This is a genomic window from Microbacterium sp. NPDC056057, assembly GCF_042266945.1.
In the GTDB taxonomy this organism is placed as follows: Bacteria; Actinomycetota; Actinomycetes; order Actinomycetales; family Microbacteriaceae; genus Microbacterium; species Microbacterium trichothecenolyticum_C.
In genome coordinates, this window is sequence record NZ_JBHJWS010000003.1 from 42,825 (window position 1) to 55,803 (window position 12,979).

The window sequence follows — 12,979 nt, forward strand, 5'->3', positions numbered from 1 at the left end:
TCGGAAGGAACTTCCACGATGTCCGAACGATGGCTGCCACAGACGGAACATGAGCACGCGGTGATGCGTGTGCTCACGTCCATCCGCGCCGTCAGCGACGCCATGGAGCGCATGCACAGCGGCATGAAGGGCGACATGGACATGAACGCCTCGGATGTCGCCGCCCTTCGGCTGCTCATCATCCGCGAGCGACAAGGACGCTCGGTCAGTCCGCGCGACATCGCCCGCCACCTGCGCATCTCGACGGCATCGACCACGAAGCTGCTGGATCGACTCGTGGATTCCGGGCATGTCCAGCGCCGACCGCATCCCAGCGACGGGCGGGGGCGCGTGGTGGTGCTCACGGAGGACGCGCGCAATGCGTTCTTCCGGGTCTTCGGCGACCGGCTGCGGGCGATGCGAACCGTCGCGCTGGACTACGACGAGGCGGAACTCGCGGTGATCGCGCGGTTCCTCGACGATCTCTGCGGTGCGATGGACCCGGAGGACTGAGACGCCCTGATGAGCTCGGCGCGCACGACCGTGCCGTAACACGAAAGAAGGAAGGGCGCCCCTCGACGGGACGCCCTTCCTTCGTTTTCTGTTGCGGGGACAGGATTTGAACCTGCGACCTCTGGGTTATGAGCCCAGCGAGCTACCGAGCTGCTCCACCCCGCGGCACAAGGAATAGCCTAGCACGGGGTTTGGGGTGCTCGTGACACAGGGGCGGTCCGCTTGCCCCGATCGCAGGCGGCGGGCGAGGATGAACCCATGTCCACAGCGCGCGACGCCGGCCCTCGAGACGACCGCGTCGACGGCCGCGACGAGACGCCGGAGGAGCGCGCCGACCGCAACTGGAGCGAGGTGCTGCAGGAGGTGCGCGTCCTGCAGACGGGCACGCAGATCCTCACGGGCTTCCTGCTCGCGCTGGCCTTCCAGCCGGCCTTCGGCGAGCTCACGTCGGCTCAGCAGTCCTTCTACCTCGCGCTCGTCGTCCTCTCCGCCCTCAGCTCGATCATCGCGCTGGCTCCCGTCGCCCTGCATCGGGCACTGTTCCAGCAGCGGGCCAAGGCCGAGGTGGTGCACTACGGGCACTATGCGCTCGTGACCGCGCTCGGGACCGTCGCGGTGCTCCTCGTGGGCGTCGTGGCGTTCGTCTTCGACGTCGTCCTGGGCGGCTCGGCATTCTGGTGGGCGCTGATCCCGCTCGGACTGCTTCTCTTCGCGCTGTGGCTGGTCGTGCCCGCGATCCTTCGAGCGCGACGCCGGACGAACGGAGCACGACGATGACCGAGACCCTCCCCATCGGGGTGGCGCAGTTCGCGCCGACGGCCGACACCGCGGTGAACCTCGAGTCCATCGCGCAGCTCGTGGCCACGGCATCCGATCGCGGAGCGCGGGTCGTCGTGTTCCCCGAATACTCGAGCTACTTCGTCGACCCGTTCGACGAGTCGCTCGCCGCCAACGCCCAGGAGCTCGACGGCCCCTTCGTGCAGGCGCTCACGCGACTCGCGGCGCAGCACGACCTGACGATCGTCGCCGGACTGCTCGAGCGCGCCAGCGACGGCGAGCGCGTGCGCAACACCGCGGTCGCGGTCGATGCGACGGGCCTGATCGCGCACTATCGGAAGCTGCACCTGTATGACGCGTTCGGCCAGCGGGAGTCGGACTGGGTCGAACCCGGCGAGCCCGCTGAACCGCAGACATTCGAGCTCGGCGGACTCCGGTTCGGTCTCATGACCTGCTACGACCTCCGGTTCCCCGAAGTCGGGCGGCTGCTCGTCGACGCCGGGGCCGATGTGTTCCTGGTGCCGGCGGAATGGGTGCGCGGTCCGCTCAAGGAGCACCACTGGCGCACCCTGCTGCATGCCCGCGCGATCGAGAACACGGTGTTCGTCGCCGCTGCGGACCATCCGCCGCCCCTCGGCGTGGGCAACTCGCTCGTCGTCGACCCGCAGGGCGTGGAGCTCGCCGCCGTCGGCACGTCGACCGACGTCGCGGTCGCCCACCTCGACGTCGGCGCGATCGAGCGCGTGCGCCGTGTCAACCCCGCGCTGACGCTCCGCCGCTTCGGCGTCGGCCCGCGCTGACGCCGAGGCTCACCCGAGGCGGGCGAGGCGGGATGCCGCGTCCTCGAGCACCTCGACGCGTTTGCAGGCGGCGAAGCGCACGAGCGTCGCGTACTCCTCGCGCCGCTCCGGCGTCGCGAAGGCGGTGAGGGGGATCGCCACGACCCCGGCGCGCTCGGGGAGGGCGCGGCAGAAGGTCGCGGCATCCGTCGCTCCGAGCGGCGCGGCGTCCACGACGGTGAAATAGGATCCGGCGGGCATCGACACGTCGAACCCGGCTGCGCGCAACCCTGCGCCGAGCAGGTCGCGCTTCGCGCGCAGCGTGCCGGCGATGCCCCGGAAGAACTCATCGCCCAACCGGAGTCCGGCGGCCATCGCGGGCTGGAACGGGCTGCCGTTGACGTACGTGAGGAACTGCTTGACCGCGAGCACGGCGTCGACGAGCGGTGCGGGACCCGAGATCCAGCCGATCTTCCAGCCGGTCGTCGAGAACGTCTTGCCGCCTGACGAGATCGTCAGCGTGCGCTCCCCGGCGCCGGGGAGAGTCGCGATCGGCACGTGCGGCTCGTCGAAGACGAGGTGCTCGTACACCTCGTCGGTCACGATGACGGCGTCGTGGCGCTCGGCGAGACGCACGACCTCGTCGCGCACGTCGGCGCCGAAGACGGCCCCGGTGGGATTGTGGGGATCGTTCACGAGGATGACGCGCGTCCGGTCGCTCACGGCGGCACGCAGCTCGTCGAGGTCGGGCTGGAAGTCGGGCCACCGCAGCGGCACCGTCACGAGCCGCGCGCCGGCGAGAGCGACCACCGCCGCGTACGAGTCGTAGTACGGCTCGAACACCACGACCTCGTCGTCGGGACCGTCGATGAGGGCGAGAAGCGCCGCGGCGAGCGCCTCGGTCGCGCCCGCCGTCACGAGCACCTCGCGCGCGGGATCCAGGCGCAGTCCGTAGAACCGCTCCTGATGCTCGGCGACGGCCGAGAGGAGATCCGGGATGCCGCGACCCGGCGGGTACTGGTTGACGCCGTTCGCGATGGCCGAGCGCGCTGCCTCGAGCACCTCGGCCGGGCCGTCCTCGTCGGGGAAGCCCTGCCCGAGATTGATCGCGCCGGTACGCGCCGCAAGGGCGGACATCTCGGCGAAGATGGTGGGGTGGATCGACCCGTCGGAACCGACGAGTCCGGCGCCCGCGGCTGTGCGGCGCCATGCTCCGGGGATCTGTCGCATCGCTTCACCGTAATACCGGGCGGGCTCATCCCCGTTGCATAGGCGAGTCCCATTCGCGACATAAGAAACGCACAGCATCGGTGGGCACAGTGGTGAGTGCTTGGCAGAAGGAGCAACCATGAGCGACATCCAGGGCGATCGCCCGGAAGACCAGACCCCCGCCGTCCCCTCGCAGTCGGCCGCGGAGGCCGCCGCGCAGACGCCCGCCCAGCCCGAGACCCCGGCCCCCGCCGCGGCCGCGCCGGAAGCCGTCGAGCCCGCGCAGCCCGCCGCGCCCGCGCAGCCCGCACCGCCCGTGACCCCGGCCGCGTCAGCCGCCGCACTGCCCCCGGTTCCGCCGAGCGCACCCGCCGCGCAGCCCGCGGCCCACGTGCAGCCGACCGCGCCGACCCGGCCCGTGCCGCCCGCCGGCTACCCGGCAGGGGCGTACGCGTACGCCCGTCCGCAGGGTTACGCCGGCCAGCCCGCGCCCTATCCCCACTCCTACGCGGGCCAGCCGGCGCCCGGCGCCCCTGGTGCCGCGTTCGGCGTAGCCGCTGCGGACGCCCAGCCGACGCTGCCGATCGCCGGCTCGACCGGCGCCGTGCCGACCGCGACCAAGGCGCCCAAGAAGTCGTCCGGCGCGGGCAAGGTCGTCGGCCTCATCGTCGCCGCCGCGATCGTCGGCGGAGCTGCGGGCCTCGGCGGTGCGTACGCCGGCGTCACCTGGTTCGCCCCGGTGAGCGCATCGCCCGCCGCGGGACCGTCGACGGTCACTGTCAACGACACCGACTCCGTCAACCAGACCACCGCGATCGCCGCGAAGGTCGTGCCGAGCGTCGTCACGATCGAGGCGACCGGCTCGTCGGCGGCCGGCACCGGCTCGGGCGTCGTGCTCACGAAGGACGGGTACGTCGTCACCAACACGCACGTGGTGACCCTCGACGGCGCGACCGGTGACGCGACCATCCGCGTGACCACCTCCGACGGCCGCGTCTACGACGCCGAGGTCGTCGGCACCGACCCGACCTACGACCTCGCCGTCATCAAGCTGAAGGACGCCGAGGACCTCACCCCGATCGAGATCGCAGACTCGAGCAAGCTCAACGTCGGTGACACGACCGTCGCAGTGGGCGCGCCGCTGGGTCTCGCGAACTCGGTGACCGAAGGCATCGTGAGCGCGCTCAACCGCTCGATCTCGATCGCGTCGTCGGCGGCGCCCGACTCGGGCGGCGACAGCCAGGACCAGCAGGACCAGAACAATCAGGAAGGCCCGTTCCGCTTCGACTTCGGTCAGGGCGACCAGCAGTCGACGGCCACCGAGAGCATCTCGATCTCCGTCATCCAGACCGACGCCGCCATCAACCCCGGCAACTCGGGCGGCGCGCTGGTCGACTCCGACGGCAAGCTGATCGGCATCAACGTGGCGATCGCGACCGCGGGCGGCTCGTCCTCCGACGGCTCGGGCTCGATCGGCGTCGGCTTCTCGATCCCGTCCGACATCGTCAAGCGCATCACCGGCGAGATCATCGACAACGGCGCGGCGACCCACGGTCTGCTCGGCGCGAACGTGAAGGCCGCGGCATCCGTCGAGGGCTCGACCATCACCGGCGCCTACATCGACGCCGTCACCGACGGCGGTGCGGCCGCCGCCGCCGGCCTGCAGAAGGGCGACATCGTCACCGCCTTCAACGGCGTTCCCGTCACCGACGCCACCGACCTCACGGCGCAGGTGCGCGCCGCCGCGGCCGGCAGCGACGCCGAGGTGACCTACGTCCGCAACGGCAAGACGCAGACCGTCCAGGTCACGCTGGGGTCGCTCCAGTAGTCCACACCTCACAGGGACGCCATTCCGCAGCGGGTAGGCTCGCGGGATGGCGTCCTTCTCGTTCGGCGCGGGGAACGCCCGGAAGCTCGCGACGATCCCGCTCTACGCCGCCGGACGCCTCCTCACCCTCCTCGTGCCCCGCTCGCGCGACGAGTGGGTCATCGGCTGTGCGGTCGGCATCGGCGACGGTGCACTGGCGCTCTGGGAGGTGGCGGCCGCCGACGGACGCCGTCCCGTGTGGCTGGTCGGGTCGGCGAAGGAGGCGACGGATGCCGCGGCCCGCGGCATCCGCACGGTTCCCAAGCGCTCCCTGCGCGGGCTGTGGCGCACCGCGCGCGCCCGGGTGGTCGTCGTCACGCACGGATTTGGGGACGTCAACCGCTACGCCGTGTCGGGCGCTTTCGTCGTGCAGCTGTGGCACGGCATCCCGCTCAAGCGGATCGGGGTCGATTCGCCCGAGACGCTGCGGGTGCCGGGCGTCGTCGCCGCCACACCCGCCGCCGGAACGGTGCGCGGGCTCCTGAGATCGATGTACCGCGGTGCCGCGCGCCGCATCCGCGTGATTCCGGCGGCCTCGCACCTCGTCCGCGGCCGTCTCGAATCCGCCTTCGCACTGCGCGACGAGAGCGTGCCGGTGACCGGCGAACCTCGCGTCGACGTGCTCTCCCGCGGCACCGCCGAGGACCGTCGCGTGCAGGCCCGCGCCGCGATCGGGCGCGCGGCTGCCCGCGTGGAGCCCTCGAGCCGCTTCGTGCTCTATGCGCCCACCTGGCGCGACGGCGCGCTCGACCCCGCGGTGCCGACCACCGAGGAGTGGTCGCAGATCGTCGACGTGCTGAGGCGCCACGACGCGACGCTCCTCGTCCGGTCGCACCCGCTCGGCGCGGGCGACTACGCCCCGCCGTTCCCGACGGACCGCGTGCAGTCGCTCGGCAGCGACCTGGTCGCAGACGTGACCCCCTTGCTCCCCGGCCTCGACGCCCTCGTCACCGACTACTCGTCGCTCGCATTCGACGCCTCGCTCGTGCCGCTTCCCACGCTGTTCCTCGCGCCCGACGTCGACGAGTATGCGCGCAGACGCGGCTTCTACGGCACCTATGCCGACGTGGCGGGCGACGACTGGGCGATCGACTGGACGCAGGCAGCCACCCAGCTGGACGCGGTGCTCGGCGACGATGCCGAGCGCGCGCGCCGCGTCGAACGGGCGGTCGCGCTGGACGCGCGGGTGCACGCCTTCCGCGACGGGCGCAACGCCGAGAGGGTGTACCGTGCGATTCTGGCCGGAACGGTCCACGACGGCCCGAGGGAAGGAACCGGATGACCGACGCGCGCTTCACGACGGAGGGGAGCCCGGCTCTCGTGCTCTCGGGCGAAGGGGAGCGGCCCGATTCCGTCGAGATCGTCGGCGCCCGCGCCCGCGTCACCGCGCGCCTCACCGGCCGTGGCAAGACGTGGACGGCGACGCTCCCGCTGCGCGCCGCGCGCTGGGGCGGCCCGGAACTGCCACTGCCTGCCGGGTCCTACGAGGTGCGCATCGCGGATGCCGGGGGCCGAGGCATCCGTCCCCCTGACGTGCTCCCGCTCACGCAGCTCGGAACGCTCAGAGCGAGCCTCGAGGGGTGGACCCTGCGTGTCGGGCCCCCGATCGACCCCGCGTACGACTCGGGTGAGGGGCAGGACGCCCTCGAACGCCGCTACGCGACCCGACCCGCCACGGGGTTCGAGAACGCGGTGTTCTTCGAGAGCTTCTATGGCCGCAACGCCAGCTGCAACCCTCTCGCGATCGACCGGGAGGTCGCGCGCCGCGCGCCGGACGTGACCCGCTACTGGAGCGTCGTCGACCTGTCGGTCGCCGTGCCGGACGGCGCGATCCCCGTGGTCGAGGGCAGCCCCGAATGGTGGCGCGCTCGCGGTGCCGCGCGACTGCTCGTGGTCAACGACTGGCTGCGTCGCCGGTTCGCCCGGCGCAAGGGCCAGGTCGTGCTGCAGACCTGGCACGGCACGCCTCTCAAGCGCCTCGCGCTGCACCGGCCAGGGTTCGACCCGCGCCGGACGGCGGCGGTCGTCCGCGAGTCCCGCCGCTGGAACATCCTGCTGGCGCAGAATCCCTATGCCGCGCGCATCCTCGGCAAGGCGTACGCGTTCCTCACGCGTCCGGTCTGGGTCGAGGGGTATCCGCGCAACGATGTGCTGACCGCGGGCGACGGCACGGCGACGCGCGAGGCCCTCGGCATCCGTCCCGGCGAGCGCGTCTTGCTGTACGCGCCGACGTGGCGTGACGACCGCGACCAGATCGTGGACTTCATCGATCCGGTCTCGCTCGCCGCGGCCGCCGATGCTGTCGTGCTCGTGCGCGGGCACTCGCGTACGCTGCTGCCCGGGCGTGACGCGGAAGGCCCCCGGGTGATCGACGTCACCGGCTTCCCCGACACCTCGCTGCTGCTGCTCGTCGCCGATGCGCTCATCACCGACTACTCGTCCGTGATGTTCGACTACTCGGTGACCGGGAAGCCGATGTACTTCCTCGTGCCCGACATGGAGCACTACCGAGGGGAACTGCGGGGGTTCTACTTCGACCTCGCCGCGCACGCACCAGGTCCGATGGTGCGCACGCAGGAGGAATTGGTGGCCGCGCTCGCCGCGGACGACACCGAGAAGTACGCATCGCGCTACGCGCAGTGGCGCGACAAGTTCAACGCCCGCGACGACGGCCACGCCGCCGAGCGGGTCGTGGCACGCATCCTGGACCAGGGCTTCATCGACGCCTGACGGCCGGCCGCCCGCCGGGTGTCACGGCAGCGGCGTGTTGCGGCTTCCGAGGCGGGAGGTGTCGACGGTGTCGTGCGCGCCGCCGATCACTCCGAGGAGGAAGCCCCACCCCCACGCGAGGTGCATGGAGGGAAGGACGGCCGCTGTCCACAGCTTGTCGCGCCATCCGTGCCCGCCACCCCGGCCGAGAGCGACGACGGCGATGAGGACCGCGTACGCGAGCACGGGGAGGTAGACGACGGATGCCGCCACCGACCACCATCCCTGCAGCAGACCGGTGAGCTGGAGCACGCCGACGATGATCCCGAGCAGGATCGTCAGCACGAGCGCCGGCGGCGCGAAGAACCGCAGCGAGTTGCCGCGCCCGAAGCGGCGGACGAGCTCCCCTCGCCACCGGCCCGTCGCGGAGAACTGACGGACCAGGCGCGCCCAGCTCTCGCGCGGCCAGTAGGTCACGGCCAGGGTGGGATCGAACCAGACGCGGTAGCCGGCGCGACGGATGCGCAGATTCAGCTCCCAGTCCTCGCCGCGCCGGATGCTCTCGTCGAACAGCCCGACCTCTTCGAGCACGTCACGGCGCATGACGCCGAGGTAGGCGGACTCCGCCTCGCCCTCCTGAGTGCCGCCGTGGTAGGCGCCGCCGCCGAGGCCGATGGGGGAGTTGTAGGCGCGCGCGACGGCACGCTGGAACGGCGTGCGGCCGTCGGCGCGCATGACGCCGCCCACGTTCGCGGCGCGCACGCGGGCGAGGGTCGCGAGCGCCCGTCGCGCGTATGTCGGATCCAGCTCGGAGTGCGCGTCCACGCGCACCACGGTGGGATGCCGCGCGGCGCGGATCGCCAGGTTGAGGCCGATCGGGATGTCGGCGCCCGGGTTCTCGACGAGCACGATGCGATCGTCGCCGGCGGCGAGTTCCGCCGCCAGCGCGTTGGTGCCGTCCGTCGAGGGGCCGAGAGCCAGGACCAGCTCGGTCGGGCCGGGGACATCCTGTGCGAGCACCGTCTCGACCGCACGGCCGAGGTAGTCGCGCTCATTGAGCACCGGCATCACGAAGCTCACGCCGGAGCCGGGGGGAGGGACTGGAGCGTCCCTGCGCCCGTGTTGCTCGACATGCACGCGTCGATCATGTCATGAGAGCCCTGGGTAGGCTGGAAGCGTGGGTCTGGTCTCGGATGGAAAGAAGGCGGTCGCTCTCGTCCGCAAGGCGGTGCGCAATCGTTCGGCCGTGATCGATGTGCGGCGCACCCTCGCGGGCCGGGCGCCGCACCCGCCGTTCCAGTACCGGGTGGCCGTCTACTTCGCCGACGGCGCGGTCAACATGTACCAGATGCGGCAGTGGTACAAGCCGCTCGCGGACCTCGCCAAGACCTGGCCGGTCGTCGTGCTGAGCCGCGCCGCCACCGGCGCCGAGGCGCTGCTGGCCGACGGGGCGCTTCCGGTGGCGTTCGTTCCGACGGTGCGCGATCTCGAACGCTTCATCGCCAAGCAGGACATCCGCGTCGTGCTGTACGTCAACCAGAACACGCGCAACTTCCAGATGTTCCGGTACGGGCGTCGCTGGCACGTGTTCATCAACCACGGCGAGTCCGACAAGATGTACATGACCACGAACCAGTACAAGGCGTACGACTACGCGATGATCGCGGGCGACGCCGCGCGCGAGCGGCTCTCGCGGGTGCTGTGGGACTACGACATCGCGCGCCGCACGATCGAGATCGGGCGCCCGCAGGCCGACCACTACTCGGGCACCCTGCCCTACACGCCCGACGCGCGCACGGTCGTCCTCTATGCGCCCACGTGGGAGGGCGACCGCCCCTCGGCCCACTACGGCTCGATCGCCACGCACGGCGAGGCGCTCGTGACCGCACTCCTGGCCACGGGGCGCCATCGCGTGATCTACCGCCCCCACCCGCGCTCGGGAGTCGTGAACCACGAGTACGGGGCCGCGAACAAGCGCATCATCGCGGCCCTGAACGCAGCGAATGCCGCGGATCCCTCTGCCCAGCACGTCTTCGACGACGGGCCTGAGCTCGGCTGGCAGCTGGCCGCCGCGGACGTCGCGATCGTCGACATCTCGGCGATGGTCTACGACCGGCTCGCGGCCGACAAGCCGCTCATGATCACCCGGCCGGCCGACCCCGCCGCCGCGATCGACACGCACGGGTACCTGTCGGCCTGCGAGTGGCTCGACGTGGCTGCGGCTCCCGACATCGTCGCCCAGACCGAGCGCGTGCTCTCAGACCCCGACGCCGTCGCGCGCCTGGAGGAATGGGTGACGCACTACTTCGGCGACACCGCACCGGGCTCGGCGACGGCGAGATTCCACGGGGCCGTGCAGCGCCTCATGGAGGACTGGGACTCCTGGTACGCGCGGTCGGTCGCCGATGCCGAGGACGACGAGCCCGAGGACGAAGCGGACCTCGACGACGAGGGCTGAGTCCGCGACGCCCGGCCGAGGGCGTCAGGCCACCGGGGCAGGACGCTCGACCAGCCGCGCGATCGCGCGCAGCGGGATCGCGACCCACGTCGGCCGGTTGCGGGCCTCGTAGATCGCCTCGTACACCGCTTTGTCGAGCTCGAGCGCGGCGAGGAGCGGATGCCGGGGGTCGAGCCCGCCCGCCGACGCGGCGTATCCGTCCACGAACGCCCTGCGGGCGTCACGCGCCCACGCGCGCACGGCGTCGGCGGAGCGATCCGGGTCGTCCAGGCGCAGCGAACCCGCGACGTAGTCGAACGAGCGGAGCATGCCCGCCACGTCGCGCAGCGCGAGATCGGGTTGCGTGCGCTCGGCCATCGGGCGCAGCGGCTCGCCCTCGAAGTCGACCATGATCCAGCCGCGGTCGGGGGAGTGCAGCACCTGCCCGAGGTGGAAGTCGCCATGGATGCGCTGCAGCGGCGGCCATGGCACCTGGAGCGCGCGACGGTACACCGCCGCGGCGGCATCCCGCTGACCGGCGATCTCGGGGACCTCCGCGATGGCGATCGCGAACCTCCGCTCCCACGTGGCCGCCGTCGCCTCGCGGTCGGCGTCCGTCGCCGTGCGGGTCGGGAAGCACTCCGCGAGGGCGACATGCACCTCGGCGGTCGCGGTGCCGAGCGCGCGCGCCGCGTCGCGGAAGTCGTCACCCTTCGCTGCTGCCTGCAGCGCGACGCGCCATGCGTCCTCGACGCCCGGCAGGAACTCCTGCGCGGAGGCGAGGGACCCGCGCACGGTGCCGTGCGCGGTGGTGAGGTCCGGCCACGTCCCTTCGATCGAGCCGACCGGGCGCGGCACATGGGGCGATCCGGCCCCGGCCAGCGCTTCCTGCAGCTCGATGTCGGGGTTGAGGCCCGCGTGCAGCTGCCGGTAGACCTTGCAGATCACCGGGGCGCCGTCGCCTTCGAAGATGAGCGACGTGTTCGACTGCTCTCCGCTGATCACCCGCGACGTCGCCCGAGACGGGGCTCCGCCCGAGCCTGCGACCCGCCCGATCGCCGTGGTCTGCGGTCCGTGTGCGGTGCCCCCGACCGTGATGAGGCGCAGCAGAGCCTGGGCGTACGCGGGGTCGAAGGGGCCGTCGATGAAGGTCGTTCCCGGCACCGGACTGCCGATGACATGGTCGGGGTCGGCGTCGACGTTCTCCGTCGCGCGCTCGACGACCGGGATCTGGTACAGCACGGCCGGTAGAGCGCCCTCATCCGCGACGAGGAATGTGCGGATGCGTGCGCCGGGGTCCGCGTCGTCGGCGTCGCCGGACTCCGCGCTCAGATCCCACCACGAGAGCAGGCGCAGGCTGGGTGGGCGCCCCTTCGCGGCGTACCAGCGCTGCCGCGGCATCCATGCCGCGAGGCACGCCAACGTGCTGTCCATACCTGTGAGCGTATGCCCGTCGTCGTGCGCGTGTCGAGGACGCGCTGCAAGCGCTTACAGAACGTGGCGGAATTCGCCCGCTACTCGTCCTCGCCCGATTCCTGATACTCCGCGATCTCGATGACCGGCGCCACCGGGATGACGATGGATTCGACGGCTCCTCCGCCGACGGCGAGGTCGCCGAGGCCGAGGCCGCCGACATCGATGGATGCGGCATCCGTCAATCGTTCGGCCTGCGTCTCGGTGCGGGCAGGCTCTGACGGCAGACCCGCCCACTCGACAGGCTCCTCGGGAAGCTTGCTGAACAGACCCATACCGCCATTGTCACCCCGCCGGCGGGGAGGAGGCTCCGTCCTCGGTCGGAACGGGCGCTTCGATCGCCTCCGGCGTGCGCCGGATCACGCGGGCGGTGATGCGGCGGGCCCCGGACGCCCCGCGCGTGACGCCGCCGACGACCGCCTCGCCGGCGCGACGGATGCCGCGTCCGGCGAGCCGCTCGATCCTGTCGGCGCCGGGGCGCGGTTCGAGCTCGGGAGGCAGCACGTGGGGAGGCACCCCGAACGCCCGCCGGGAGCCGGTGAGCACCCGCCGCCCGAGGATGTTGTTGCCGGCGCCGCCGATGGCCGCGCCGATGCCGAACGGCAGCGCTTTGCCGATCCACGAGGCGCCGCCCCGCGCGGCGAACTGACGGATGAACGTCGTCTTGAGCCGGTCGACGAGCGGTCCGACGGCCGCGCGGGGGAGCGACTTGGTGATCAGCTCGCCCCAGTAGCCCGAACGGGAGGGACCGCGCCCGGCGGCCTGCCCGGCGAGCTGCGCGACGAGGTCGACACCCTCCTTGCCGAGCATGAGCGTCAGCACCAGAGCCCGTGCCCGATCGGGATCCGACACCGGGATGCCGTGCACCTCGGCCACCGACTGCGCGAACAGCGTGGTCGCCTCGAGGAACGCGACCGTCTCGACGCCGCTGAGCGCCAGCGTCACGCCCGTGCCGATCCCGGGGACGACCGCGGTCGCGCCGACCGCGGCGCCGCCGGTGGTCACCGCAGCGAGATAGCGCCGCTCGAGGATGCGGACGATGTCCGCGGGGGAGGAGTCCGGATGCCGGAGACGGATGCTGCGCAGGTGCGCGAGGACGACCGGCCGCTGGATCGCGAGCACCCGGTCGAGCGCACGGATCGTGAAGGGATGCTCGTCGGACCCTGCGGGCGGAAGGCCTCCCTGCCACGGCGCGTCGCCTGACAGGGAGTGGATCTGGTGAACCTTGTCGGTCAT

The 12,979-nt window shown here is 71.9% G+C and carries 12 protein-coding genes and 1 tRNA gene; 7 read left to right on the top strand and 6 right to left on the bottom strand.

Translation table 11 applies throughout. The features are described 5' to 3' along the window. Positions 1 to 63 precede the first annotated feature (63 nt). Positions 64 to 492 carry a MarR family winged helix-turn-helix transcriptional regulator gene (locus tag ACFC1K_RS12230; protein ID WP_375871845.1) on the top strand — a complete coding sequence of 143 codons (429 nt, stop codon included), beginning with the start codon at positions 64 to 66 and terminating at the stop codon, positions 490 to 492. Between the two features lie 91 nt (positions 493 to 583). On the opposite strand, the gene ACFC1K_RS12235 is transcribed toward ACFC1K_RS12230, so the two are convergent. Then, a tRNA-Met gene (locus ACFC1K_RS12235) sits at positions 584 to 657 on the bottom strand. Positions 658 to 750: 93 nt separating this feature from the next. Here ACFC1K_RS12235 and ACFC1K_RS12240 point away from each other — a divergent pair. Together ACFC1K_RS12240 and ACFC1K_RS12245 are read left to right on the top strand one after the other, a co-directional pair. After that, positions 751 to 1,269, top strand: a complete 519-nt coding sequence (locus ACFC1K_RS12240; RefSeq protein ID WP_375871846.1) for a DUF6328 family protein — start codon at positions 751 to 753, stop codon at positions 1,267 to 1,269. Beyond that, positions 1,266 to 2,069, top strand: coding sequence for a carbon-nitrogen hydrolase family protein (locus tag ACFC1K_RS12245; RefSeq protein ID WP_375871847.1), 804 nt, complete (start codon positions 1,266 to 1,268; stop codon positions 2,067 to 2,069). The genes ACFC1K_RS12240 and ACFC1K_RS12245 overlap by 4 nt, the downstream gene beginning before the upstream one ends. Before the next feature lie 9 nt (positions 2,070 to 2,078). On the opposite strand, the gene ACFC1K_RS12250 is transcribed toward ACFC1K_RS12245, so the two are convergent. Further along, positions 2,079 to 3,278, bottom strand: coding sequence for an aminotransferase class I/II-fold pyridoxal phosphate-dependent enzyme (locus ACFC1K_RS12250; RefSeq protein ID WP_375871848.1), 1,200 nt, complete (start codon positions 3,276 to 3,278; stop codon positions 2,079 to 2,081). 118 nt (positions 3,279 to 3,396) lie between these two features. On the opposite strand from ACFC1K_RS12250, the gene ACFC1K_RS12255 reads away from it, so the two are divergent. The 3 genes from ACFC1K_RS12255 to ACFC1K_RS12265 are packed head-to-tail and all read left to right on the top strand — an operon-like array spanning position 3,397 to position 7,854. Further along, on the top strand, positions 3,397 to 5,085 hold the full coding sequence (locus tag ACFC1K_RS12255; protein WP_375871849.1) for a S1C family serine protease: 1,689 nt from the start codon (positions 3,397 to 3,399) through the stop codon (positions 5,083 to 5,085). A gap of 46 nt (positions 5,086 to 5,131) precedes the next feature. After that, complete coding sequence (locus ACFC1K_RS12260; protein WP_375871850.1) at positions 5,132 to 6,406, top strand: CDP-glycerol glycerophosphotransferase family protein; 1,275 nt, start codon at positions 5,132 to 5,134, stop codon at positions 6,404 to 6,406. Continuing rightward, entirely contained in the window at positions 6,403 to 7,854 is a 1,452-nt protein-coding gene (locus tag ACFC1K_RS12265) for a CDP-glycerol glycerophosphotransferase family protein (protein ID WP_375871851.1), read from the top strand. Before ACFC1K_RS12260 ends, ACFC1K_RS12265 begins: the two co-directional genes overlap by 4 nt. A gap of 21 nt (positions 7,855 to 7,875) precedes the next feature. Here the strand turns inward: ACFC1K_RS12265 and ACFC1K_RS12270 are convergent, their stop codons facing one another. Then, positions 7,876 to 8,901, bottom strand: a complete 1,026-nt coding sequence (locus tag ACFC1K_RS12270) for a glycosyltransferase family 2 protein (protein WP_375872402.1) — start codon at positions 8,899 to 8,901, stop codon at positions 7,876 to 7,878. Positions 8,902 to 9,010: 109 nt separating this feature from the next. On the opposite strand from ACFC1K_RS12270, the gene ACFC1K_RS12275 reads away from it, so the two are divergent. Next, positions 9,011 to 10,291 carry a CDP-glycerol glycerophosphotransferase family protein gene (locus ACFC1K_RS12275; protein ID WP_375871852.1) on the top strand — a complete coding sequence of 427 codons (1,281 nt, stop codon included), beginning with the start codon at positions 9,011 to 9,013 and terminating at the stop codon, positions 10,289 to 10,291. Positions 10,292 to 10,315: 24 nt separating this feature from the next. On the opposite strand, the gene ACFC1K_RS12280 is transcribed toward ACFC1K_RS12275, so the two are convergent. The 3 genes from ACFC1K_RS12280 to ACFC1K_RS12290 all read right to left on the bottom strand — a co-directional run bounded on the left by ACFC1K_RS12280 (position 10,316) and on the right by ACFC1K_RS12290 (position 12,979). Then, positions 10,316 to 11,704, bottom strand: coding sequence for a phosphotransferase (locus tag ACFC1K_RS12280; RefSeq protein WP_375871853.1), 1,389 nt, complete (start codon positions 11,702 to 11,704; stop codon positions 10,316 to 10,318). Between the two features lie 80 nt (positions 11,705 to 11,784). Then, on the bottom strand, positions 11,785 to 12,018 hold the full coding sequence (locus ACFC1K_RS12285) for a hypothetical protein (protein ID WP_310291624.1): 234 nt from the start codon (positions 12,016 to 12,018) through the stop codon (positions 11,785 to 11,787). A 10-nt stretch (positions 12,019 to 12,028) separates the two neighbouring features. Next, positions 12,029 to 12,979 (bottom strand): hypothetical protein, encoded by a 951-nt coding sequence (locus ACFC1K_RS12290; RefSeq protein ID WP_375871854.1) that lies wholly within the window; start codon positions 12,977 to 12,979, stop codon positions 12,029 to 12,031.